The following is a 24,906-nucleotide window of genomic DNA, read 5'->3' on the forward strand; positions in this document are numbered from 1 at the left end:
TTAAATTTCCGTGGTCAAACCGATGCGGAGGACGCTCTGGTAACTGCTGTCCGACAACCCTTTTCCGTAGCCGATGATAAATTGGGTGAAGTCTCCGAGCCAAAAGCGGGCTCCCAGTTGGAAGGTCAGAGGAGAAGGGGTCCCCGAGGTGTCGCCGGCGATTTCGGCAAAGGCCTCGCCTTGCTCGCCGAAGAGGATCGTCTCCATGGCGGCCGAATAGTAGGTGTAATTGGCCGCCGGCGCCCCTTGCGGCACGCCGACGATCATGTAGCCGCCGTTTAAATGCATAGTTAGCAGGCCAAGCCCTTTGGTTAAAATAAAAGTGCCGCTGTAATTCGCGTAGCCTGACCCGGTCCCTTGGATCGACGAGCCGTTTGCCAGTTTGCTTGACAGTTTCAGGCTCAAGCCTTCCGTCCGGCTGAATTGGAGGAGCTTGAATTTGATGTTGAGCGTGGCGTCCTGCAGACCGGCCGGAGTGGTCAGTGAGGCCGGCAGTTCGGCCCCCGCTTCCAGATTCCCCACGATCCCTCGTTTAATGATGAAAAGAAGCTGTCGTTTTTCACCCCCGGCAAACTGGAAATTGGAGTAGCCCATTTCCAGGGCGGTCCGGCCGGCCGGCGTTGTTTTGTTATTATCGGTTGCTAGAGGGAAGAGGGCGCCGGCCGACGAAGCCAGGCCGGCTAGCAGCGCCAAGGCGAAGATTAGGCTAAATAATTTTTTCATTATGGTCGAAGTTGAACATGACCAGTCCGGAAAGGAGCTTCGGAAAGAAAAAAGTCGATTTGTGCGGCATCTTCTCGAAACTGTTAGCGATCTCGATGATCTGCTCGATCTTCACCGGGTTCAGCAGGAAAGCCAGCTGAGCTTTTTTGTCGTCGACCAGTTTGACCGCTTCTTCGTCTTTTTGAGTGTAGACCAGCTTATCTTCGGTTTCATGGGCGATCCGCAGCACCCGGGAGAAAACGGTATAGTGAAGGACGTTGGCGTCCAGCTCTTTCCAGGCTTTCGGCTTGTCTTCTTCGACCAGGTCGTTGACGCTTTGGTCGGCCTTCAGGGTTAAAAGGAGAAAACGATGGTTTCCGAGATACAGGCCGAAAGCGTGCCCTTTTTCGCCGGCTTTGGCCAGGTCTTTCATCAGTTTTTTTCGGGTCTCGTCGGCGCTCTTTTTGGTCGCCTGGTAAACGGCAACCTCATAATATTGGCGGAGCTCTTCTTCGAAGCGCGGCTGTTCGAAGAAGGGGATCGGCAGGACCACCCGATGGATCGGCAGGACGACGAGGCCGGCCCCTTCGAGGGGGGTGAAATACATCATGATATGGTTGTAGGCTTCTTCTTCGGAGAACTTAGTGTTCTTTTTCTTCATTTCGTCGCGGAAGCGGAGCGCCGCTTCATAGCGGTGGTGGCCGTCGGCGATGTAGATCGCCTTATCTTTCATTTCCTGGATCACTTTATTGATCGCCGGCAGGCGGTCGACCCGCCAGAGGCGATGGACGGTCCCCAGCTCGTCTTTGGCCTCGACGGTCGGCTGGCGTTTCATGAAGGCTTTGAGCGTTTTAACGACCTTCTCTTTTTTATCGGAGTAGAGGGTAAAGATCGACTCGAAATTAGCGTTGGCCGCCCGCATTAATTGGAGCCGGTCAAGCTTCGCTTTGGGATAAGTGAACTCATGCGGATAAACTTTGCCGCGTCCCACTTCCTCGAGGCGAAGCAAAGCGATAAAACCGACGCGCGAAAAGGTCTTTCCCTGGGCCTTGAACTTTTGTTCGTAAACGTAGAGGTTTGGCTTGTCGTCCTTAAGCATGATCTTATGACGCAGCCACCCCTGCAGAAAAGCGGAAGCGCGGACGTAGCGATTGTTGTAAATGGTATCCGAGGCGAACTCTTTACCCAGGATCAGGCGGATAAAATTAAAATCGCTCCGGCCGTAAAGTTCTTCCTGATACTCGGGACTGATAACGTCGTAAGGAGGGGCCATGACTTTGGCGAGGTTTTTGAGCTTCTTTTTGTTGTAAATTATCCCGTTGAATGGGAAAATCCTGACCATAATTGCGGTAATTGTAACATACTTTACGGCGAATGCCAAATCCGTGCTAAAATAGGCCTATGGAACCAGCGGAAAAACTGCAAAAAGAGATCCACGGTTTTCTTGAGACTTATAAAACCTTGCCGCCGGAAGGGCGGGCCAGCTTTGAAGCGGTCATTAATAAGAATTTGCGCGACGCGGACGCAAAGACCGCCGGTTTATACCGCGCTTTGATCAGAGCGGCGCAGAATAATGCGACTGTTGAGGCCGCGATCGAGGAGCTTCACTTAGCCGCCGGACAGCCTAGCGTTTTCGACCCTCAATAATATCCAGCACTCTTTCCAAATCTTCCCTGGAGAAATAATCGATCTCAATTCGGCCCCGTTCGGGAGAGCCGAAGATCTTAACCTTGGTTGCCAGCCGGTTGGTCAGCTTTTCGATCAGGGCGTTAAGTTCGGTGTTTTGGGAAAAGGCCCGTTTGCGCGGCGCTTTTTTCCGGTCTTTGGACTGGGTTACCGTTTCGGCATCCCGAACATTCATTTTATTCTTGACCATTTGTTTCCAGAGGTCGAGCTGTTTGGCTTCGCTGTCCAAACTTAACAAGGTCCGGGCGTGGCCCATGGCGATCTCGCGCTGGCGCAGGCTTTCCTTGATCGGTTTGGGGAGGGAGAGAAGTCTGACCATGTTGGCGACCGTCGACCGGCTTTTCCCGACCTTCTTGGAGATGTCTTCCTGGGTCATGCCGAACTCGGAGGCGAGGCGGGCGTACCCTTCCCCTTCATCCATCGGGTTCAGGTCTTCCCGCTGGAGGTTTTCGATCAAGGCGATCTCCAGCGACTGTTCGTCGGTGAAGTCCTTGACGATCGAAGGGATAGCGGTGATCCCGGCCATTTTGGCTGCCCGCAGACGGCGCTCGCCGGCGATCAGTTCGTACTTGCCGTTGCGCATTCGAGTCAGGATCGGTTCAATAACCCCCTGGGCTTTGATGGAATCGGCCAGGTCCTGGAGCAGTTCTTTGTTAAAGTTGGTGCGGGGCTGGCGCGGATTGGGGATGACCGAGTTGATGTCGACGTTGATCACGGTCCGACCCCCCATAAAAACCGAACCCTGCGGGATCAAAGCGCCTAATCCTTTGCCTAAACCTCTTTTTTGCATGTTAGATCCTGTTGTCATCTAAAACCTCCCGACATAAATTTTCATAGGCTTCCGCCCCTTTGCTCCCCGGATCGTAGAACAGGATCGGCTGGCCGAAGCTCGGCGCTTCCGCCAGGCGGACATTGCGCGGGATGACGGTCTTGAAGACCTTGTTCCCGAAATATTTTCTGGTTTCATCTGCGACCTGCGAAGAAAGGAGGGTGCGCGGGTCGAACATCGTCAGGACGATGCCGCGGATCTTAAGGGCCGGGTTAAGGTTCTCTCTGACCAGTTCCAGGGTATGGGTCAGTTGGCTGATCCCTTCCAGGGCGTAATACTCGCACTGGATCGGGATGATCACTTCGTCGGCCGCGGTCAGGGCGTTAACCGTCAGGAGCGAGAGGGAGGGGGGGCAATCGATGACCAGATAGTCGTAATTGTCCTTAACCATCGCCAAGGCTTCTTTCAGGCGGGTTTCCCGGGGGTCCATCCCGACCAGTTCGACTTCGGCGCCGGCCAGGCGGGGGGTCGAAGGCAAAACATCAAGATTGGCGATGTTGCTTTTGATAATTGCCTCGCCCGGGTGGACCCCTTCGATCATGACGTTGTAAAGGCAGAGATTTAAATTGCTGCGGTCGACCCCAAGCCCGGCACTTGCGTTGCTCTGGGCGTCAATATCGACCAGCAGGATTTTTTTGCCGAAGGTTGCCAGGTATGAGGCCAGGTTTACCGTCGTGGTAGTTTTGCCAACCCCGCCTTTTTGATTGACAACTGCGAAAGCGATCGCCATGAGCGGATTATATCACAGGGGTCTTTTTTTTGCCATGCCGCTGCGACGGGGGTATTTTTCCGGGGTTGGGGTGATTTTGTCGATGAAAACCAGCGAGCGGGAGTCGTATTTATCGACCCGCTTAAAGCGGCCCCCAAGAAGGGTCAGGGCTGGCTGGGAGGCTTCGATCTCCGGTTCAATGGCTAATTCTTTGTAGGCGACGAACAGTCCGCCGACCTTGACGAAGGGGAGGCAGTATTCGGCCAGGGTATTTAGCTCGGCCACGGCCCGGGCGATCGCCAGATCAAAGCGCTCGCGGCGGCCGGCCGTTATTTCTTCCGCCCGCCCCCAGACCACTTCGACCCCCTTGAGCCCGAGGCGGGCGACCAGCTGTTCCATAAACTCAACTTTTTTCTTGGTCGCCTCAACTAAGGTTAACCGAATATCGGGGCGGACGATCTTGAGCGGTATCCCGGGGAAACCGGCGCCGGCGCCGATATCAATGACCGATTCGTGTTTCAGATCGAGGGAATTAAGGAGGAGGAGCGAGTCGTCGAAATGCTTTTTTCGTATTTCCTCGGGCTCGATTATTGCAGTCAGGTTGAACTTATTGTTCCACTTGATCAATTCATTCAGGTAAATATTAAATTTACCGTCATTTGTCATTTGCTCATTTGACATTGGTCATTTCGCGAAGCGGCTAGAACGCTTGGCCGATTGAGAAATGCATGATCCCTTCGCTGAAAGTGCGGCCGCCGGGTACGCCGTAATCCAGTCGGATCGGGCCGAGCGGCGTGTTGATCCTTATTCCCGGGCCCCAGCCGGAAAGGAAGTCGTTGGTGTTGGGGGGGTCGTTGCTCCAGGCATTTCCCCAGTCGTAGAAGAAGACCCCCTGGAACATTTCGGAGAAGTTCAGCCGGTACTCGCCGTTCAAAATGATCTTTAACGTCCCTTTATGGGCTTCGGAAGGATAATAACCGCGAATGGTGTTGGCGCCGCCGGCCCAGTAAAGTTCGCCGATCGGCACGTCGCCTGTTCCGACGCCGAAGCCGGTGTGGAAAGCGGCGACCTGGTTTTCAAAGATCGAATAATAATGGTTGAGATCGAGACTGATCTTGGAGAAGGTCGTGTTGTTTCCGGTTTGCTTGAACCCTTCTTTGAGTTCCAAGGTGTAGTAGCGTCCCTCTTTCGGATTAAGCCAAAAATCTCTGGTGTCGAAGGCGAGAGTGACCGCCAGCGTGTTGGAAATATAGGCCTCAAAGGTCGAGCCGCCGTAGGGATCGACGTTTTCCCGGCCGAGGGTGAAGGCGATATTGTAGTTCCCGGAGAGCGGTTTGCCGAATGAAACGTCCGCTCCGTTATACTGGGCTTGCTGGTCGGCCTGGAAGACGTCGCGGCCGACGGTCAGCCAGCGCCGAAAAGTGAAGGATGTTTTGTCGCCAAGTTTTTCCGGCCAGAACCAGGGGTTGGTGTATTTGAACTGATAGGAGGAGAGTTGCTGGCCGAGCTGTCCGCGGATCAAAAGGCCCTGGGCGGTCCCCATCAGATTGTTGATCGAAAGGTCGACAAAACCGAAGCCCCCTTCGCGCTCACCCCAGCCGCCGCCGAAGTTGATCGTGCTGGTCCGGGTCTCTTTGACCTTTAACCGGAGAATGATGTTGTCCTTGGCGGTCCCTGGCTCGAAGTTCGGGGTCAATTCCGAGAAAAAGCCAAGGTTGAAAACATTGCGCAGATCTTTCTTGAGCTGGTCTTCGTTCAGCACCGCGCCCGGCCTGGTCTTGAATTCACGGAGAATAACGTAATCTTTGGTGGTGTCGTTCCCTTCCAGGACGATCGATTCCATCCGCCCTTCGATGATCTTAAAAGTCAGGGTCCCGGTCTCCTTGTTGGTGTCGACGTCGGCGATCCGCGAGAGCATGTAGCCCCCTTTTTTGTAGAGAGTATTGATTGCCTCGATATCGTCCTGGAGCTTTTTGAAGTTCAAGAGGTTGCCCGGCTTGGTTTGGACCAGCGCCTGAAGCTCGGCCGAGGAATAAACCGAGTTGCCGTCGAAAACAACGGCGTTGATCTGCGGGTTTTCCACGACGTTGAAAATGATTTTAGTGCCGCCGGCTTTGGCTTCGAACGAGGAAGAGACGTCGGCGAAATAACCGAGCGCGTAGATCGCTTTCAGGTCGTTCCGGACTTTGTCGTCGGTCAGCGTGCTGCCGGCGCGGCTGAAGATCACGTCGATAATATCTTTTTCCGGGATGGCCTTGTTGCCCCGGACCTCAATGGCGGAGATCAGCGGGACCAGTTCCACGGCGGCCAGGACGCCGCCGCAGTGCAGGATCATTAAGCCCAAAATAATACCGGTGAAAACATTTTTCATTGAAAACCTCTTTACCAAAAATAGAATCCAGCTTTTAGGGTGATCTTCTGATATCCGGTGGCCGGTTCGTTCAGGTTCAACGGCTCCCGATAATATATTATAGCCCAAATAGGATTGATTTTGAAGGTTAATTGATAGTTGAAGGAATTTTGCGCCGCGCCGGAGATCGTCGGCTCTTTGATTTGAGCGTAACGGACGTCGATAAAAAGGCGGTCGAAAAAGCCTTTGACGAAGCCGACGCTCCAGGCCGGCGTCCCTTCCTGCTGCAGGCCGACCGGGTCTTTGACTCCCATTGCCTCCCTGACCTTGGGCCCAAGATTATATTCCAAAGTTAGGCTTTCCAATCCGAGTTTTTGTTCGACTTCCCGTTCCACTCCCCGGAAGAGAATGGTTTGGATCCGGCTGCTGACGAAGTCGGCCACGACCACGTTGGTTTCGACGGCGTCCTGCCCCTTTTCGCCGCCCGTTTTAACGCCGGTCAGGCCTCTGATAAAATCGGGCAGGAGTAAGACCCTTAGATCCGATTCCGAATAATTGGCCGGGACCATCTCCGACGGGGTCTTGCTCTTGTCCTCGACAAAACCGGATAAATTTACCTTGAGTCCGCGGGTCTTGTCTTGAGAGCCGATCAACCCGTTGAGCTTGGCGACAATGGCGACCTTTTTCTTTTTCGGGGCGCCGTCGGCGCCGATTTCCTGGTCTTCGACGTTGACCAGGGAAGTGATAGCGATCTGGGGCAAAAAGCCTTCCGTTCCTTTTCCCCCGGTGAAGATGGCGAGGTTTTCCTCGGACTGCTCGGAATAAGGGAAATATTTTTGCTGTTGGTCGGGAGTGAGAAGTCTAAATTCGCGGCTCAAGAGATTGATCGTTCCCCGTTTGACCTGAACTCGTCCGAGGAGGGTCGGCGCCCGCATATCGCCGGTTATCTTGAGCCCGCGGCTTTCGATTTCCAGGTTCATGAAGATATTGCTTAAGTCGAGCGTCCCGATATCGCCCATGACGGCGTAAACGTTTTTGTTCAAGTTGACTTCCAGATCGAATTGAAAGGGAACTTGCTTAGAATTACCGCCTGATTTTGACAAAGTAACGACCGAGTTGTCGATATTGATCTTGCCGCTTAAGGTCGGGCCGGCGCTTAGGTCGAAAGCGAGCGGCCCATGGAGGGTGAGCCGGTCGATTTGAAGGGAGCCGATGTAAAGGTTGGGGAAAGCGGCGAAGATTGAGGTCGGGCTGATCGTCAGATTTAGGCCGACCCTGGGCTGGTCGCCGAGCGCTTGGGCCAGATCGACGTAGCCGGCCGCTCCGAGCGGGTTTAGATAATTCCTGGTCCGCTCGCCGGTCCAAAGGGCGGTCAGCGCTTCGAGACTGACCAGACTGTCGATTATTAGTGCTTGGCCGTTCAGGCTTTTCAGACTGGAGGCCAGGGAATTAAGCCTAACTTCCGCGTCTTCCAGGAAGATCGTGCCGTTGAGCCTCGGCTGGTTTAAAGAGCCGTTCGCCCGCAGCGTCAAACCGGCCTTCCCTTGGACCCAGGTAACCTGGTCGTTAAAAAGATTGATGATCCCGAACCCGTCGCCGTTTAAGTCGGCCCGCAGATTGATTTTAGTCGGCGCGCCGAAAAGCACTTCGCCCTCGACGGTGGAAAGGTCTTTATCGGTTTGCAATTGCAAGCGGCCGATGGTCAGCCGGCCGGCATTATAATTAATCACGGCCGTCCAGGAATCAAAGCGGGCGCCGGCGGCGCTGTTATCCTTCCCCCCGGCGGACAAGGCGACGATCGGCGCGTTAAGCGAGCCGCCGATCGTTGAATCAAGAATAAAAGAGCCCTTGAAATTTTTGCCGGGAAAGACGACGCTTAAAATATCGAGCGGCATTTCCCGGGCTTTGACCTCCAGGCCGAGTTTGCCGGCCAGGCTGAATTCGCCCGCGGCATTGAGGCTCCCCCGTTCTTTGGCCATGATCGCCTTGTCGACCGCCACCCGTCCGTTATTAAGCGAGGCGGAAAGGAACAAGGAATCGAAAAGAAAGCCGCTGAACCCTCCTTTTTTAACCTGGACTTGTAAGTTGCCGGAGGGATTGCCCGCCTTCCCTTGGACCGAAAGCCGTCCGTCCGCTTCTCCGGTCAGGCTTTCGGTCGGAGTGATCGCCGCTTTTTTTTCGAATTCCCGGCGGATCGTTTCCCAGCCGCGCAAAAAATTCGGTTTTGTCGGATCGGCGCTGTACCAGATCGTTTTCCCTTGTTGGTGTTTTTGCGCGCTGTAAGCGAGGCCGGTCAACGAAAATATTTGCGGCGCCGCTTTTTTCTTGGCGGTGATTCCCCAGCGGTAAGCTTCGCTTCTGATCCCTTCGATCAGTTTGTAGACCGTCGCGACCTCGGCTTTCTCGGTTTCCAGGTCGAAGTCGAGATCGGATTCGCTTGGCTGGTTAAAATTAAGATTGGCGCTTCCCTTGAGCGCTAGAGCGGTCCGGCCGCGGCGGAAAATGATCGGCGCCAGGGTTTGCAGCTTATTTTGACTGAAGTACAAGCTCCCTTCGATCCGATCAAGGAACAGATCGTTGTACTCCAGCTGGTCGGCCCAAAAAGTCGCGGCGACATTCGGTTTATCGGGGTGTCCCTCCAGCTTTACGGTCGTGCCGAGCTCTCCTTCCAGCCGGCCGTAGCGATAAGTAAACTCGCGCCAAAGCCCAAGATCGGTGACTCCGGCGATCGTTGCTTTGAGGTTTTTGCCGGGGACGAGCTCAATATTCAGATTAAGACGAAGCTTGGGCCCTTCCAGCCGGCCGTCGGCAAGATAAAAAGCGCGATTGCGCCAGGCGAGACCGGCTGTTCCCCGGCTGACCGGCGCCCGCGCGATCTTTCCGTCAGTCAGGGCCAGGCGGCCGTTGAAATTGAGGGCCTGCAAACTGTCGATCGAGGTGATCTTGGTCTCCGGCGGCAGATAGCCGAAAACCTCAAAGCTGGCGGTAAAACGGCCGACCGGATTTTTCAGCTCTTCCGGCAGGAAGTAATTAAGCAGGCGGTAATCATCCAGGTTTGAGCCGTTGGTCCAGACGGCGAGGTTTGTTTCCGTCCCGATCCCGGTCTGTCCGGCGATATTGAGCCGGGAGTCGCCTTTTTGCAGAACGGCATTTTCAACCTTGATCTTACCGTGATCGATTTCGATCAACCCTTCCGCCAGGTCAAAGCGCTGGTCCCCGATCCGCCCGCCGCTTAATCTGGCTTCTCCGACGGCGGTCATATTGCGCAGGGGGGAAGCGAGGAACGCCGGCGTCAGCTTCCAGCCGATCCGACCTTTGAAATGATTGAGGTTCGCTTTCATCGGGCCGAAAATTCCCCGGCCGGAAAGCTGAAGTCCGTCAGCTTCGGCCTGAAGATCGAAAAGCAGTTCTTTGACCCGGCCGCTGGCGGTAAAAGACGCCTGCTCGCCTTCGCCGGCTAATCGGTCGAGAATAAAGTCCCCATCCTTGATCTGGACGTCGGCTTTTAGCGACTCCATCGGCTGGCCGAAAACCGAGCCCCTGTTTAATTTGACGGCCAAATTTCCTTTAAGCCGTGGAAAGGGACCGGTCAGCTCCAATTGTCCGGACGCTAATCCTTCAATCCCCGGTGTTTTTTGGGAGAGGGCCGAAAGATCGAGCGCGTTGATGGCGAGTTTTAGATCGAGCCCGGGTTCGCCGTTTAAAATAATGATCACCGAACCGCTGACTTGTCCCCGGTAGTAAAGGGCGTTTTGCAGGTCGGCCCGGAAAACTTTATCGGCCAAGGCGATGGCGGCGGAGCCGGAAAACGGCTGTTGGTAGGCGCGGCCGTTAGGCACGGTAAGCGAGCCGGTGAGGAGCGGGGCGGCGACCGTGCCGGAAAGAAAGAGCCTGGCGTTAAATCTTCCTTTGAGCTCTTTTAGTTCAGGGAAGAGGCCGGTCAGGCTTTCAAGTTTGCCGTCTTTAACGGTAACGGTCAGATCCAATTTTTGCCTGGAAAAATCAGTGAAGCGCCCGCTGACCGTCGCCGGCAGGCCGTTCAGGCGCCCGCTGATCCCCTGGAAGGCGAGGCTTTCGTCGGCCAGAAAAAGTTTTCCGTTAACGCCGGTCAGCTCGTAGTTGTTGAATTTGGCCGAAGAATTATAAAAGAAAGCTTTACCGCTTAGAGAGGCGGCCCACCCTTTTGTTTTAGGCGGCGTGATCCGCAGAGCCAGGTCGACTTGTCCCCCCTGGGGGGCTAAACCAGGGAGGGGGACCGTGTAGCTCCCCCATTTTAAAAGCGGCAGTTTTTGCGCGTCGACGTTCAGTTCATAATAACCGTTCTTTGAGTTGACGTAGCCAACCGCCTTGACCGTTTCCGGAACATTGGCGCCGACGGAAAAAGAGATCCGCGCTTTGTTGCCCAGATCGATTTTGCCGTTGACGCCGCGGGCGACGGTTTGGAATTCTTCCGGGTTCCTATTAAAACCGAGCTGGTCGTGATAATCGACTTCGCAGTTATCGAGGACGATCTGGCCGTTGAAAGGCGGTGGCGGGGCGGAATTTTTAGCTTTCGGCAGAAGCGCGTCGATGTTCCAGCGCCCGGCCCGGTTGCGGGAGAGAGAGAGTTTGCCGTTGCTGACGCTGATTTTGATCAAGGAAGGGATAATGTCACCTTTGGAGATGGCGTACTGGACCGGGTTAAAAGTTAAAACGACCTTTTCGACCTCGCCGATATCTTCGATCGTGACCTTTTTCAGGACGATCTGGCCGACGACGATCCCGCCGGCCTCCTTGATCGTGACTTTCTTCTTGAAAAGGTCGGAGAAGCTTTGTTCCGCCTGACTGCGGATGGACATGTCGAGCGAGTTTTTCCAGTCTTGGAGCGAGAACCCGTACAGCGGGCCGCAAAACAGGGCGAAGATGATTAAAATAAGTAAGTATTTGCGCATAGTTGCTGGTTGTGCCTTTGCGGTGGGAGCGCCTCAAAGACGCTTATAAAATATAGCTTATCGTCAATAAAAAAGCAAGGCAGGCTTTCGTGGGCAGCCCTCACCCAAGTTGTTTCCGTGACCGCGACTGAACGTCGCGGTTATCTCCGTTGCCGTTTGGAGATTATCCGGCAATACGGAAACCTGCGGCAGTATCGCCGCGGTTTCCGGGTTTTATTTTTGAATTGGAAGCCGAGACGATATTGTCTCAGGCTTCCAATTCATACTAGTTGCAACCTAGTCCCTCTCCCTCTGGGACCTGCCTACCGGCAGGCAGGGAGAGCTGCAAAGTAAAACTTAGCGGGGTCCTCATACTTGGGTGAGGGTGATAGAGATATAAAAAAGCAAGGCGACCTTTCGGCCGCCTTGCTTAAGTGAACTTAGGAACGACAGGGACTAATCAACCATCGCGGCTACGACCCCGCTGTCCAGGTTGATCGTGTAGGTCCCGCTCCCGCCGCTGGTGAAAGCGAGGGTCGCGCTGCTGGTCCCGTCATAGGTGATCGTCCCGGCATAGGCTACTCCGCCGCTGACATTAAAGGAGAAATCAACCGTTCCCGAAGGATAACCGGAGGCGTTAAGCGTTAGGCTGTTGTAGGTCATACTGATGTTGAAACTTTCTCCGCCATAAGCGCCGCTGTATTTTAACAATCCGTCAATTGTTGGCGAGGCGCTCCCGATCCCTTCGAATTTCAGCGGCTTGTCGGTGCTTTCGCCCAATTGGTAAGTGATTGTCACGGCGCCGGAAGTCGTGGTCAAGGTGGTGTCAAAAGTGGTATAGGTCCAGAGCTTGCTGATATTGTCATGGTCGGCGGCATCAAGTTCGGCCGCGGTCGTAATTTCACTGCCGGTCGATTTCCAGATCCTGAACTTATAATTATAAGTGTAAGTATAGGATGACGAAGTCCAGGTATTGGTCGAAGTCCACCAATTGTCACTGCCATAAGCCGGAGCGGTCGGGGCGGCCATTCTGACCCTGGCGCCGTTTGCCGCCATGGCGTAGGGGGCGACATCCAAAATGCTGTTGTCAATGGCTAAACCGGTGGAAGCCAAAGCGCCGATGCTGCTTGCGGCATAGGAAGTCGGGACGCTGGTAGTCGGGCTGCTGGTTGAACTGCACCCCGCCATTAACATCGCGCCGAGACCGAGAACCAGAGCCAAACTTAACAATTTCTTCATACCTTTTCCCCCTTATTTAGTCTTAATCTAAGAATATCAGAACGCGAAACCGGTGTCAAAGACTGCGGAATTGTTTTTGCTGTCTTTGCCGTCCATGATCATGGCGAGGTTGAGATTGCCAAAGAAATTAAAGCCGGCGCCGATGGTAGTCATAGAAATATTACCGTTATTCCCGGTGACATAGCCGGCGCGGAGAGCGACGACAGTTAGCGGATACTCAATCCCAAGATGGGTGACCGAATAAGAGGCGCCGGAACCGGAAACAGAGTCGATATCGGCCGCGATTTTCAACCCGATCCCGGGGATGGTGGTCGAAGCGCCGATGACGATCGTGGTCGGCGAAGTGGCGCTGGCATCGGTTTCAACGTCGGCCGAGTTGCTGGTCGTGCCGGTGATCGGGTCATAAGTGGTGGTGTTTGATTTGGTCTTGCCGCTAAGCGATTCCCCGATATCTTTGATCACGATCGCGGCGGAAAAAGGGATCGCGAAAGTGTCGATCTTGGCTTTGGCGCCGAGATCGAAACCCATCCCCGAAAGACTGGTGATGGAATTGGCGGCGCTGTTGGCCGCGGCGTTACTGCCCGCTAAGACCGAACCGACGTATTTAACGTTCAAGCCAAGGTCGAGGGCCGCGACCGGCAGAACCGGGGTTGATAAACCATAGCCGATGGTTAAAATTCCTTCGTAGGCTAAACGGGCGCTGGCCGCTCCGTTAAAGCCGGGGACCTTAACCAGCGAAAGGTTCCCCAGCGGCAGGATGGTTACCCCGATCTTGGCGATATTCAACCCGATCAAACCGTTGACCCCGCCATTGATGTTAATGGTATTATTAATATTGTCGGCAATGAATTTGGCCGGATCGGAGGCGTTGCCGGCCACTTTCAGAATATCGGCCAGACCGTCGGTCGCGGCCCCCGCGCCGAGTTTCAGTTCCACCCGGCCGGATTTGACGATCCCGGCTGGATTGTAATAAGCGGAGGTGATGTCATCAACGATCGCGGAGGCGGCTCCTCCCATTCCGGCATACCTGGCGCCAACCCCGTAAGGCAGGAGACCGGACTGGATAGCAAAAGAACTGGAAACAAAGAGTCCCAGGAGCGAAAAGGCCACGATAATTCTTTTCATTATTATTACCTCCCCTTTAAGGTGGGGTAATAATAGAACGCACCCCCGGCTTTGTCAACCCGGCCAGTTGAAATCTTACATAATACATGCTAAAATACATATATTAATGGCCAAAAAAGCGCGGCACAAACGTGGCTTACTGGTAGTCATTTCCGGCCCATCGGGGGTTGGAAAATCAACTGTGGTGCGTCGGCTGATGAAAACCAATCCGGATCTTGCTTTGTCGGTTTCAATGACGACCAGACTGGCCAGACCGGGCGAAGTAAGCGGAGAGCACTATTACTTTGTGACCCAGGAAGAGTTTGACAGGCGGGTCAAAGAAGGCGATCTGCTGGAGTGGGCCAAAGTTCACGGCAGTTATTACGGGACCCCGAGGTCCTATGTTGAAAAGGAATTGAGCAAAGGGGGCGTGGTCGTCCTGGAAGTTGATGTCCAGGGGGCGGCCTCGATCAAGCAGGCGGTCGAAAAGGCGATGAAAGCGGCGGTCGTTTTCATTTTCCTGATCCCCCCCTCGGTCGATATTCTGGCTTTTCGGCTCAAAAAGCGGAAAACGGAAGACGAAGCGGTCATGAACTATCGATTGCGGGCGGCGATTGCCGAACTGCAGGTCATGGAAAAATACGATTATATAGTGGTAAATGATAAGGTCGAATCGGCCGCGGACAAGATCCGGGCCATTATTAATGTTGAAAAAGAAAGGACGTTGCTAAATTGACAGAACTATCAGTTGATAATTTATTGACCAAGGCCAAGAACAAATTTTTGCTGGTGAATGCCGCCTCGGCCAGAGCTAAACAAGTGGCCGACGGGTCACTCCCGTACATCGACAACTTCGATCCGACCAATCCGGTGATCACTTCCTTGCGGGAGATTGCCGCCGATAAGTTCCGGATCAAGGTTGCCAGCGCCGACAGCAAAAAGCCGCAGGAAATTTTAGTGGCCGATGATGATGAGTCGGCGCCTTCCCAGCTCGAGCGGTTAGCTAAGGGGGCCAAAGAGAAACCCGAAAAACCGAAGAAGAAGAAGAAATAACGGCGGAAATTATGCTACAAGGCAAGACAATCATTCTCGGGGTTACCGGTTGTATTGCCGCTTACAAAGCCGCGACGATTGTTTCCCGCTTAAAAGACCTGGGGGCTGATATCTGGGTCGTCATGACCAAAGAAGGGGCCCAGCTAGTTGGTCCGCTGACCTTCCGTACTTTATCCGGCAACCCGGTGGTTCTCGACCTTTACTCCCAAGAAATTGCCAACACGCCTGTTCCACACATCGCTCTTTCCCAAAAGGCTGACCTAATTGTCATTGCTCCGGCGACCGCCAACGTGATCGGCAAGCTCGCCGGTGGTTTGGCCGACGATGCCTTATCGACCATGGCCCTTTCGACCACCGCTAAAAAACTGCTTGCCCCGGCGATGAACTGCGAAATGTGGCGTAATCCGGCGGTCGTCGCCAACGTGGAAAAGGCCCGCCTCTTTGGCTGGGAAACGATCGGCCCGGTCGAAGGGAAACTGGCTTGCGGTGATAACGGTATTGGAAGAATGAGCGAACCGGAAGAAATTGTTGCCAGGATAGTCGAGTTGCTGGTCCCGCGCCAGGACCTTAAAGGGAAAAAGTTTTTAATAACCGCCGGGGGGACAAGGGAACCGCTTGACCCGGTCCGTTATTTGTCCAACCGCTCATCGGGGAAGATGGGTTACGCTCTGGCCGAAGCGGCCAGGCGGCGCGGCGCGACGGTTACCTTGATCTCCGCGAATGTTAACTTGCCTGTTCCTTTGGATCTTAGGCCGATCAAAGTTGAAACCGCCAAGGATTTGCTGGCCGCGGTCCTCGAACACCTAAACGAGGCCGACGCGGTGATCATGGCCGCGGCGGTCGCCGACTTTAAGGTTAAGAACCAAAAAGCAAAGATCAAAAAAGAGACTGGGCTGACCTTAGAACTTGAAGAAAACCCTGATATTCTGAAGGCCGTCGCCCGGCAAAAGGGGAACAAAAAGGTGGTCGGCTTCGCCCTGGAGACAGAGGACTTGATCGGGAACGCCAAAAAGAAGCTGGCCGAAAAAAACCTGGACCTGATCGTTGCCAATGGACCGGAAAATTTCGACAATGACCTGGCCAAGGTCGTCTTAATTGGGAAAAGTGGAGAAGCGCTAGCCCTGCCATCCGCCGCCAAATTGATCGTTGCCGATCAGATTCTAGACGCCGTTTTTTAGCAGTTGCTCGAAGGCGGCTACCAGCGGCCGATCGTACCGAAAACCATCTCTTTCTCTTTCCTTTATAAAAGTCAAAGCCTGTTTAGTCGTGTAATGTTCCGTCCGATATTTGCGGGGCTCGGTTATCGCGTCGAAATAATCGACCAGGGAAAGGATTTGGCCTTCGACCGTGATATTCGCGAAAGAAAAACCTTCGGGCGTATTACCGTCAAAGATATGGTTGAAACCGATGATCTTGGCCGCTTCCCGGGAAGCCGTGAACTGGGTCAGCAGATAATAGCCGAAGATAAGGTGTCCGCGCCTGATCAGGTCGCTTTCGTTCGGGTCAAGCGAACCGGCTCTGTCGAGGTTGGCGGCAGGAACGATGATCTTGCCGACATCGTGCAGATAACCGGCTTGAAAGAGGCGGGTTCGGCTGTTGGCCGGCAAGCCGATCGCCGCGCCCAGCCACCGGCAGAGTTTGGCGACCCGTAGTTCATGTTGAGCGGTCGCTGAATGGTGTCCGGCGATGCTGGCGTGTAAAACTTTCAATAATATTTCCCGTTCCTGGACGGGAAGGTGTTGTTCAAGCTCGATCAGCGAAGCGGCGCTGTTCCTGGCGCTGGCCGCGAATTCGGCGTCGGTTGCCTGGCAAAGGCGGTAACCGAACTCGGCGGGTATTTTGGCCAGATCCAGACCAAGCCTTCGAAGCACTTCATTCCGGGCGGGGATTTCCCCGTGGATCCGGTATTGCCGGGCAAGTTGTTGCAGCGGAGCCCGATCAAAATGGGCGATAAAGACATATCTTGGTAAGATTTTATCTGTTCTCATTCTTTTCTATCGTTCGCTTTAGCGAGGGATTTCAGCTATAATTTTTGCATGTACGCGGAAGTGATTCTCTCCAAGGCGGCGGAACGGATCGACAAGATCTACCATTACGCCATTCCAGAAAACCTAAAGCAGACAATTAAGATTGGCCAACCGGTTGTTTTCCCTTTTGGCAAGCGTCGGGAGATTGGCTATGTTGTCGGCTTTGTTGAAAAAGCGGACGTCCCCCAGGTTAAGGAGATCGCGGAAATCATTACCGAAAAACCGCTGTTTAACGAAAACCAGGTTAAATTGGCCAATTGGATATCTGAATACTATTGCTCCTTCCGGCTCTCCGCCCTGCGACTGGTGATGCCCCCCGGGAAAAAGGACGTTAAAAGTTTAAAGACGAAGCCAAGGAGTCAGAAAGCCGAGGCTAAGGCAGAGGGCGCAACTTCCGGTCCAGAGTTGACTGCCGACCAAGCCAAAGCGGTTGTCGCGATTACCGCTTCGTTAGCGGCCGGCGATGGCGCTCATTTCCTTTTATTCGGGGTGACCGGGTCGGGGAAGACCGAAGTTTACATGAAGAGCGTGGAACAAGCACTTGCCCAGGGTAAAAGTTCGATCGTGATGGTCCCGGAAATTGCCCTGACTCCGCAATTGGTCCAGCGTTTTAAGGCCAGGTTTGGGGATGGGATCGCCCTGGTCCATAGCGATCTGACCGGCGCGAAAAGACGGCAGGAATGGGACCGGATCGCCAGCGGTGAGGCGAAGATCATTCTTGGGGCGCGTTCGGCGCTCTTCGCGCCGGCAACCGATCTTGGCTTGATAGTGATCGATGAAGAATATGAACGCTCCTATAAACAGGACAATGCCCCCCGCTATCACGTCCGGGAAACGGCCGCTTACTTGGCTTCATTGACAAAGGCGACGATCGTTCTTGGTTCGGCGACGCCAGCGGTTGAAACTTATTACGAAGCGGAGCAGGGAAACCTGCGGATCTTGGCGCTTCCCGACCGGATCGATGCCCGGCCGCTCCCCCCGGTCGAGATCATTGATATGCGCCGGGAGCGGGGGGGCTTGCTGTCGAAGAAATTACGTGATGAGCTTCGCCTAACTTTAGAGCGGGGCGAGCAAGCGATCCTTTTTATCAACCGGCGCGGTTATTTTACCTATGTTCAGTGCCGGGATTGCGGTTTCGCGCTCCAGTGCCCGCACTGTTCGATTTCGCTGACCTACCACAGCAGTGATCAGCTGCTTCGTTGCAACCGTTGCGGGTATTCGGTCGCGCCGCCAAAGGGTTGTCCGCAATGCAACAGTTCGAGCCTTGGCTATTTCGGGACCGGGACCCAGCGGATCGAAAACGAAGTGGCGGAGGTTTTTCCCGCCGCCCGGATCCTCCGCTATGACCGGGACTCGGTCAGCAAGCGGGGTTCGCACGAGGCGTTCTTCTCGGTCTTTGCCGAAGGGAAAGCCGATGTGCTGATCGGGACGCAGATGGTCGCCAAAGGGTTGGATGTCGCCAAGGTCACGCTGGTCGGCGTGGTTTCGGCCGATACCGCTATTAACTTGCCTGATTTTAGGTCGGCCGAATATACCTTTCAGCTTCTGACCCAGGTTGCTGGGCGGGCCGGTCGTCATAAGTTACCGGGTAAAGTGATTGTCCAGACCCATGCTCCGGACCATTACGCGATCCTGGCGGCCGCCAAACAGGACTACGAATTATTTTATCGCCAGGAGATCGTTCATCGTCAGGAACTTGGCTACCCTCCGTTCTCTCGACTGATCAGCCTGCTTTTTACCGGAGTGGAGGCGGCGCGGACTTTAAAAGCGGCGGAAGAGGTCGGCCGGATGATCCTGGCGGTCAAAAAGGCTGGGGTCTTAGGCCCGGCCCCGGCGGTGATCAGTAAGCTGCATGGCGAGTGGCGCTATCGTTTGCTCATCAAAGGGGAGTTGGAAGAAAGCCGGTCGATTATTAAAAAAGTATTAAATAATTTTAAGCCGGAAGGGGTTTCGCTGACGATTGACATTGATCCGATGAATTTACTCTAAGAACGGTTTTCTTCTTATATAATGTAATATATAATATGAATATGAAGCTGAAAATTGTTAAATTCCCAAGCCCGGTCCTGCGGAAAAAGGCCAAAGCGGTCAAAAAAGTCACCCCGGAAATAGTCCGGTTAATCGATGAGATGATCGAGACAATGCATGCCGCTCCCGGGGTCGGATTAGCCGCCCCCCAAGTCGGCAAATCATTGCAGGTGATCGTTGTCGATATCGGCGCCGGACCAATCGCGTTCGTTAATCCCAAGGTCATAAAACGGAGCGGCTGTCAGGTCTACGTTGAAGGCTGTCTTTCGCTTCCCGGGGTTGAGGCTCCGGTCGAACGGTCGAATCATGTTCTGGTGAAAGGGTTGTCGCGCGACGGCCAGCCGCTTTCGGTCGATGCCGCCGGCTTTCTGGCGACCGTTTTTCAGCACGAGATCGACCATCTCGACGGCAAGGTTTTGATCGACCGGGTAAGCGATCCCAGTCTGATAAAATTCGTGACCAAGAAAGAGCCTAAGGAAGAACTACTATGAAGCTGGTCTACTTTGGTACCCCTGAACCAGCTGCCGATGTCTTGGCTGGATTGCTAAAAGCTGGCTTGACTCCTGCTCTGGTCGTTACCCAGCCCGATCGGCCGAAAGGCCGAGGACAAATAGTCGGGCATTCGCCGGTTAAAGAGATCGCGCTTGATCATAACTTACCGTTGGAACAACCGGAGCGGGTAAGAAACAACCCGGTTTTTAAGGCGCTATTGGAATCAATCAAGCCGGATCTTTGTATCGTTGTCGCTTATGGTCAGATCCTGCCGGCCGACATCTTGGCTATTCCCAGGCTAGGTTTTATTAATCTCCATGCCTCTCTCTTGCCAAAGTACCGGGGGGCCGCTCCGGTCCAATGGGCGTTGATCAATGGGGAGAAAGAAAGCGGTGTAACTGTAATTAGGCTAACCGAAGAGCTGGATGCCGGTCCGATCCTGGCGCGACAGGCGGTGCTTATCACGCCGGAGGACAATGCCGAAACCTACCTGCGTAAAGCTTTTGTCGCCGGGCAGGAGCTACTGCTTAATTTATTGCCGAAGCTGGAAGCCGGGGAAGTCCGGTCGATCGAACAGAATGAGGCCGAAGTGACCTATGCGCCGACCCTGAAAAAGGAAAGCGGCGCCATTGATTGGCGAAAATCAGCCGTCGAGATCGCTAATCTGGTGCGGGGAACCCTTCCATGGCCGGTTGCCCACACCATATATAGGGGTAGGCAATTGAAGTTGTTTAATGTTCAGACCGTTGACCTGCCGGAAATCGCTCCCCACCGGACAGTCGGTGAAATAGTCGCTATAATTAAGGGAGAAGGACTGGTTATTGCCACCGGACTTGGGCATCTCTTGATCAAAGAAGTACAGCTAGATGGCGGCAAACGCATGTCCTGCGCCAGTTTCCTCGCTGGCCACGACGTAGAAATCGGCGAAACCCTTCCCAATTAAGGGGAAAATCGACTATTGACACCCCCACAGGTAGCGTGATAAAGTTCGCAGCACCCTAAATCTATGACCCATTGAACTAAGGCTAAGTAGGGTGACAAGGAGTCGAGGGATGAAATGCCCATTTTGCGATAGCCTAGAAGACAAGGTCCTGGAATCCAGGGAAGTTGACGACGCCGTAACGATTCGGAGGCGCCGGGAATGCCTTTCCTGCCGGGGGCGGTTTACCTCTTACGAACGGATCGAGGAGCGGCCAGTTTTGGTCATTAAGCGAGATGGCCGCCGCGAGCAATTCAGCCGTCAGAAAGTTATGACCGGGATCCTTCGGGCTTGTGAAAAACGTCCGGTTTCTTTGGCTACAATTGAAACGATCGTTGATGAAGTGGAAAAAGCTTTACATCGAGAGGCAGGGAGGGAGGTAATGAGCTCCAAGATCGGGGAAATGGTGATGGAAAAAATGCACCAGATCGACAAAGTCGCTTATATTAGGTTCGCGTCGGTTTATCGCAAGTTTGAACATGTTTCCGAATTCCAAAGAGAAGTCGAAGAATTAACGGGGAGGTACTTAGATGTCCACTGATTTGATGGCAGAAAAAATGGGAAAGGTGAATGATTCGACCGATCTGGCGTTGTTCGTGAGAACCTCGGAAGAGGATATCGTTGGCTGGGACCGGGCGAAGATCGTCGCGGCTCTTGTCCGCGAAACCGGGATCGACCAAAACGTCGCTGAAATGATCGGTAAAGAAGTTGAGGTCCAGATCAAAAATTTGAATTTGAAAAATGTCACCTCGCCGCTTATCCGCGAGCTGGTTGACGTGAAACTGTTGGAGTTCGGGCTCGAAGACGCCCGCCGGAAACACACCCGGCTTGGGTCGCCGCTTTACGATGTCAAAAACATAATCTTCAATCCGAACAAGGAGAACGCCAACGTTCCCCACGGACCGGAAGCGACCAATCTGACCCTGGCGGAAAACATCAAGAAGGAATTCGCCCTCCTTTCGGTCTTCTCGGCCGATATCGCCGATGCCCACATGCGCGGCGACCTTCATTTGCACGACCTTGGCTTCATTGACCGGCCGTATTGCAGCGGCCAGTCGGTCGAATACGTGAAAAAGTTCGGGCTGGACCTGCCGAACGCCCTTTCGATCGCCAAACCGGCCAAACACGCCGAAGTTCTCCTGGCCCAAATGGTAAAATTCTCGGCCGCCCTCCAGGGCGTTTTTGCCGGCGCCATCGGCTGGGACGCGGTCAACCTCTTTTTCGCCCCCTTCCTGGTTGGGATGTCCGACGCCGAAGTGCGGCAGATCGCCCAGATGATGATCTACGAATACAGCCAGCAGGCGGTCGCTCGCGGCGGCCAGGCGATCTTCTCCGATATCAATCTTTATTGGGAAGTGCCGAAACATTTTGAAAAGGTGCCGGCGATGGGCCCGGGCGGGGAATATACCGGCAAAGTCTACGGCGATTATATTAAAGAAGCCCAGCGCTTTGTTTGGGCCCTGTTCGACGTTTACAAAGAAGGGGACGGTTCCGGCCGGCCGTTCTTCTTTCCCAAACCGCTCGTTCACATGACCGAGAAATTCTTTGTGACCGAAGGGCACGAAAAGTTCCTGCGGCACATTTCCGACGTCGCGACCACCATGGGGAACACCTATTTCGTTTTCGACCGCGGCGAGACCGCCAAGATCTCGGAATGCTGCCGGCTTTCCTTCAAGCTCGAGCAGTCCGATCTTGACGATGCCAAAGAGCCGTGGCGGATGCGCTATTCGGCCCTGCAGAACGTGACGGTCAACCTGCCGCGCTTAGCTTTCAAGGCGGGCGGTTCCGATGAAAAACTCTTTGAATTGATCGATCAGCATTTGGAGCTCGCGGCCAAAGCCCATGTTCAGAAGAAGTCCTTTATTACCGAGATCCTGGAAGCCGGTCAGCGCGGCCCGCTTTCCATGCTGGCGATGAACCGGGACGGCCAGCCCTATCTGCGGATGTTCCGCGTCAGCTACCTGATGGGGATCCTGGGGCTTAACGAAGTGGTCCAGGCCCACAAAGGCCAGCAAATGCACGAGTCGCAGGACGCGGTCAAATTCGGGTTGAAGGTTATTTCTCACATGAAGATCAAATGCGAAGAGATGACCAAAAAGTACGGGATGCATTTTGTCCTGGAGCAGACCCCGGCCGAATCGACCGCTTACCGCTTTGCCAAACTCGACCTCGAGCATTTTCCGGAAGCGGCCGCCCGGGTCGTCAAAGGGAAGATCGGGACGAGCGAGATCTACTATACCAACTCGACCTATTTCAACGTTTCGATCCCGATGAGCTCGATCGACCGGGTCAAGCAGGAAGGGCTGTTCCATCCGCTGATCGACGCGGGTGCCTTGACCCACGTCTGGCTCGGAGAGAGCAAACCGTCGCCGGAATCGATCGCTAATTTCGTGACCAAAACCTTCCACAACACCCAGAACGCCCAGGTCGCGTTCTCGCCGGAATTCACCTCCTGCAACCAGTGCGGCAAGATCACCCGCGGCTTGCGCGACAAATGCCCTTATTGCCAGTCCGAGAATATCGAGGGGATCACCCGGATCACCGGTTATTTCTCCCGCGTTTCCGGTTGGAACAAAGGGAAGCTCGCCGAACTAAAAGAGAGGTATCGCAATGGAAACGTTAACAGCTAAAGCGCCGCTTGAGCAGCGCCAGGAAGAAGCGACCGATCTTTCGGTCTTCGTTCGGACCTCGACCGACGACATCGTTGCCTGGGACCGGGACCGGATCATCGACGCCCTGATCAGGGAAACGGAACTGAAGCCGGAAGTCGCGCTGATCATCGCCATTGAAGTGGAAAAGCAGATCAAGGCGATGGCGGTCAAGACGATTACCGCTCCCCTGATCCGCGAACTGGTCGACGTCAAACTTTTGGAATACGGGCTGGAAGAGGCGCGGCGTAAACATACCCGCCTTGGGGTCCCGGTTTATGACGTTAGGAAGATCATTTTCCATAAGAACAAGGAGAACGCCAATACCCCGCACTCTCCGGAAGCGACCAACCTGACCCTGGCGGAGAACATTAAGAAAGAATTCGCCCTGCTCAATGTTTTTTCCCTGCCGGTCGCCGATGCCCACATGCGCGGCGATATCCATTTGCACGACCTTGGCTTTGCCGACCGCCCGTACTGCAGCGGCCAGTCGATCGAATTCGTGAAGAAATTCGGTCTCGACCTGCCGGACGCCCGGGGGATGGAGAAGCCGGCTTTTGAACCGGAAGAACTGATCTCGCAGATCGTGAAGTTTTCCATCGCGCTCCACGGCTATTTTGCCGGCGCCATCGGCTGGGACGCGGTCAATATTTTCATCGCCCCCTTCATCGTCGGTTATAACAAAGACCAGATTCGCAAGCTTGCCCGTCAGCTGATCCTGGAATTTTCGACCGCGGCGGTGGCGCGCGGCGGCCAGGGATTATTTTCCGACCTGAACGTTTACTGGGAGATCCCCAAACATTTTGAAACCGTCCAGGCGATGGGGCCGGGCGGCCAATACACCGGCAAGACTTACGGCGACTACCAGGCCGAAGCCCAGGCTTTTGCCACGGCGATGTTCGAGGTCTACCTGGAAGGGGATGGGGCGGGCCGTCCGTTCTTCTTTCCCAAGCCGCTGGTCCACATGACCGAAAAGTTCTTTGCCACTCCGGGTCACGAGACTTTCCTGGAGCTGATCTCCCAGGTCGCGGCCGAAAAAGGGACGACCTATTTCGTTTTTGACCGGGGGGAGACCGCCAAGATCTCGGAATGCTGCCGCCTTTCGTTCAAGCTTGATTATTCCGATCTGCAGGACGCCAAAGAGCCGTGGCGGATGCGCTATTCGGCGATCCAAAACGTGACCGTCAATCTCCCGCGGATCGCCTACCTGGCGAACCGGGACGAGAAAAAGTTGTTTGAAGAGATCGACAAGAAACTGGAGCTCGTCGCCCAGGCCCACCGGGAAAAACGGCGCTTTATCGAAGCGTTGCTCAAGGAAGGGGCCAATGGCCCGCTTTCGCTGCTGGCGATGAAACGGGACGGCGAAGCTTATCTGCGCCTGCGCCGGGTCACCCAACTGGTCGGGATCCTGGGGCTTAACGAGCTGGTCCAGTTCCACACCGGCAAAGAACTGCATCAGGACCCCCAGGCGGTCCGTTTTGGTTTGAAGGTCATTTCCTACATGAGATTCAAGTGCCAGCAGTTGTCGGAAAAGTACGACCTGCACTTTGTCCTGGAACAGACCCCGGCCGAATCGACCGCTTACCGCTTTGCCCGGCTCGACCTCCAGCAATTCCCGACCCAGTCGACGACCGTCATTAAGGGAAACTATGAAGGGTCGGAGATATATTATACGAACTCGACCTACATCAATGTCGCTCACAAGATGAGCCCGATCGACCGGGTCAAGCAGGAAGGGCTTTTCCATCCGTTGATCGACGCGGGAGCCTTGACCCATATCTGGCTGGGTGAATCGCGGCCCGACGCCAAGTCGATTGCCAGCTTCGTCATTAAGACCTTCAAGAACACCGATAACGCCCAGATCGCTTTCTCGCCGGAATTCACCGCTTGCGATGACTGCGGCAAAGTGACGAGAGGGCTGGTCGATCGCTGCCCGCACTGCAGCTCGGCTAATATCGAAGGGATCACTAGGATCACCGGTTATTTCTCCCGGGTCCCCGGCTGGAACAAAGGGAAAATGGGAGAGTTAAAAGACCGCTACCGTTCTGCCGATCTGTGATTAGTGTATAATTAGAAAACAACAGGAACCTGCGAATAAACTTCGCGGTTCCTGTTGAAGATTAGTTGAGTGCATAACCGCGGCGTTTAGC

General features: G+C 54.5%; 20 protein-coding genes. 10 read left to right on the plus strand and 10 right to left on the minus strand.

Translation table 11 applies throughout. The annotated features are described in order from the left end of the window. Window positions 1-723, minus strand: a complete 723-nt coding sequence (locus WC772_05465) for a hypothetical protein (GenBank protein ID MFA6170201.1) — start codon at window positions 721-723, stop codon at window positions 1-3. After that, complete coding sequence (locus tag WC772_05470; protein ID MFA6170202.1) at window positions 707-2,044, minus strand: DUF1015 domain-containing protein; 1,338 nt, start codon at window positions 2,042-2,044, stop codon at window positions 707-709. Before WC772_05470 ends, WC772_05465 begins: the two co-directional genes overlap by 17 nt. 59 nt (window positions 2,045-2,103) lie before the next feature. Here WC772_05470 and WC772_05475 point away from each other — a divergent pair, with 59 nt between their 5' ends. Then, a complete protein-coding gene (locus WC772_05475) occupies window positions 2,104-2,349 on the plus strand; it encodes a hypothetical protein (GenBank protein ID MFA6170203.1) in 246 nt (81 codons plus the stop codon). Here WC772_05475 and WC772_05480 read toward each other — a convergent pair. The 7 genes from WC772_05480 to WC772_05510 all read right to left on the minus strand — a co-directional run bounded on the left by WC772_05480 (window position 2,327) and on the right by WC772_05510 (window position 13,550). Next, the gene (locus WC772_05480; GenBank protein MFA6170204.1) at window positions 2,327-3,178 is read right to left on the minus strand and encodes a ParB/RepB/Spo0J family partition protein; all 852 of its coding nucleotides are present in this window, start codon (window positions 3,176-3,178) and stop codon (window positions 2,327-2,329) included. The genes WC772_05475 and WC772_05480 overlap by 23 nt on opposite strands. Before the next feature lies 1 nt (window position 3,179). After that, window positions 3,180-3,947 (minus strand): AAA family ATPase, encoded by a 768-nt coding sequence (locus tag WC772_05485; protein ID MFA6170205.1) that lies wholly within the window; start codon window positions 3,945-3,947, stop codon window positions 3,180-3,182. Window positions 3,948-3,959: 12 nt separating this feature from the next. Continuing rightward, window positions 3,960-4,607: a 16S rRNA (guanine(527)-N(7))-methyltransferase RsmG gene (rsmG, locus tag WC772_05490; GenBank protein MFA6170206.1), complete on the minus strand. Its 648-nt coding sequence runs from the start codon at window positions 4,605-4,607 to the stop codon at window positions 3,960-3,962. A 19-nt stretch (window positions 4,608-4,626) separates the two neighbouring features. Beyond that, a complete protein-coding gene (locus tag WC772_05495; GenBank protein ID MFA6170207.1) occupies window positions 4,627-6,297 on the minus strand; it encodes a BamA/TamA family outer membrane protein in 1,671 nt (556 codons plus the stop codon). An 11-nt stretch (window positions 6,298-6,308) separates the two neighbouring features. Then, window positions 6,309-11,207 (minus strand): DUF748 domain-containing protein, encoded by a 4,899-nt coding sequence (locus WC772_05500; protein MFA6170208.1) that lies wholly within the window; start codon window positions 11,205-11,207, stop codon window positions 6,309-6,311. Between the two features lie 435 nt (window positions 11,208-11,642). Further along, window positions 11,643-12,425 (minus strand): hypothetical protein, encoded by a 783-nt coding sequence (locus tag WC772_05505; protein MFA6170209.1) that lies wholly within the window; start codon window positions 12,423-12,425, stop codon window positions 11,643-11,645. 36 nt (window positions 12,426-12,461) lie between these two features. Next, window positions 12,462-13,550: a hypothetical protein gene (locus tag WC772_05510; protein MFA6170210.1), complete on the minus strand. Its 1,089-nt coding sequence runs from the start codon at window positions 13,548-13,550 to the stop codon at window positions 12,462-12,464. A 106-nt stretch (window positions 13,551-13,656) separates the two neighbouring features. On the opposite strand from WC772_05510, the gene gmk reads away from it, so the two are divergent. From gmk to coaBC, 3 genes are read left to right on the plus strand one after another with little or no spacing between them, the layout of a single operon-like run. After that, window positions 13,657-14,265, plus strand: coding sequence for a guanylate kinase (gmk, locus tag WC772_05515; protein MFA6170211.1), 609 nt, complete (start codon window positions 13,657-13,659; stop codon window positions 14,263-14,265). Next, a complete protein-coding gene (gene rpoZ / locus WC772_05520; GenBank protein MFA6170212.1) occupies window positions 14,262-14,582 on the plus strand; it encodes a DNA-directed RNA polymerase subunit omega in 321 nt (106 codons plus the stop codon). The genes gmk and rpoZ overlap by 4 nt, the downstream gene beginning before the upstream one ends. 11 nt (window positions 14,583-14,593) lie before the next feature. Next, window positions 14,594-15,760 (plus strand): bifunctional phosphopantothenoylcysteine decarboxylase/phosphopantothenate--cysteine ligase CoaBC, encoded by a 1,167-nt coding sequence (gene coaBC, locus WC772_05525; protein MFA6170213.1) that lies wholly within the window; start codon window positions 14,594-14,596, stop codon window positions 15,758-15,760. On the opposite strand, the gene WC772_05530 is transcribed toward coaBC, so the two are convergent. Beyond that, window positions 15,743-16,570, minus strand: a complete 828-nt coding sequence (locus WC772_05530; GenBank protein MFA6170214.1) for an HD domain-containing phosphohydrolase — start codon at window positions 16,568-16,570, stop codon at window positions 15,743-15,745. The two genes, coaBC and WC772_05530, sit on opposite strands and share 18 nt — an antisense overlap. A 48-nt stretch (window positions 16,571-16,618) precedes the next feature. On the opposite strand from WC772_05530, the gene priA reads away from it, so the two are divergent. The 6 genes from priA to nrdD (WC772_05560) all read left to right on the plus strand — a co-directional run bounded on the left by priA (window position 16,619) and on the right by nrdD (WC772_05560) (window position 24,815). Continuing rightward, complete coding sequence (gene priA / locus WC772_05535) at window positions 16,619-18,598, plus strand: primosomal protein N' (protein ID MFA6170215.1); 1,980 nt, start codon at window positions 16,619-16,621, stop codon at window positions 18,596-18,598. A gap of 41 nt (window positions 18,599-18,639) precedes the next feature. Beyond that, entirely contained in the window at window positions 18,640-19,128 is a 489-nt protein-coding gene (def, locus tag WC772_05540) for a peptide deformylase (protein ID MFA6170216.1), read from the plus strand. Next, window positions 19,125-20,072 carry a methionyl-tRNA formyltransferase gene (gene fmt / locus WC772_05545; protein MFA6170217.1) on the plus strand — a complete coding sequence of 316 codons (948 nt, stop codon included), beginning with the start codon at window positions 19,125-19,127 and terminating at the stop codon, window positions 20,070-20,072. The genes def and fmt overlap by 4 nt, the downstream gene beginning before the upstream one ends. A 109-nt stretch (window positions 20,073-20,181) precedes the next feature. Beyond that, window positions 20,182-20,649 carry a transcriptional regulator NrdR gene (nrdR, locus tag WC772_05550; GenBank protein ID MFA6170218.1) on the plus strand — a complete coding sequence of 156 codons (468 nt, stop codon included), beginning with the start codon at window positions 20,182-20,184 and terminating at the stop codon, window positions 20,647-20,649. Next, window positions 20,639-22,738: an anaerobic ribonucleoside-triphosphate reductase gene (gene nrdD, locus WC772_05555; protein ID MFA6170219.1), complete on the plus strand. Its 2,100-nt coding sequence runs from the start codon at window positions 20,639-20,641 to the stop codon at window positions 22,736-22,738. Before nrdR ends, nrdD (WC772_05555) begins: the two co-directional genes overlap by 11 nt. After that, window positions 22,719-24,815: an anaerobic ribonucleoside-triphosphate reductase gene (nrdD, locus tag WC772_05560; protein ID MFA6170220.1), complete on the plus strand. Its 2,097-nt coding sequence runs from the start codon at window positions 22,719-22,721 to the stop codon at window positions 24,813-24,815. Before nrdD (WC772_05555) ends, nrdD (WC772_05560) begins: the two co-directional genes overlap by 20 nt. The last annotated feature ends 91 nt before the right edge of the window (window positions 24,816-24,906 follow it).

Source organism: Candidatus Margulisiibacteriota bacterium (genome assembly GCA_041661965.1).
In the GTDB taxonomy this organism is placed as follows: Bacteria; Margulisbacteria; WOR-1; order O2-12-FULL-45-9; family XYB2-FULL-48-7; genus XYB2-FULL-45-9.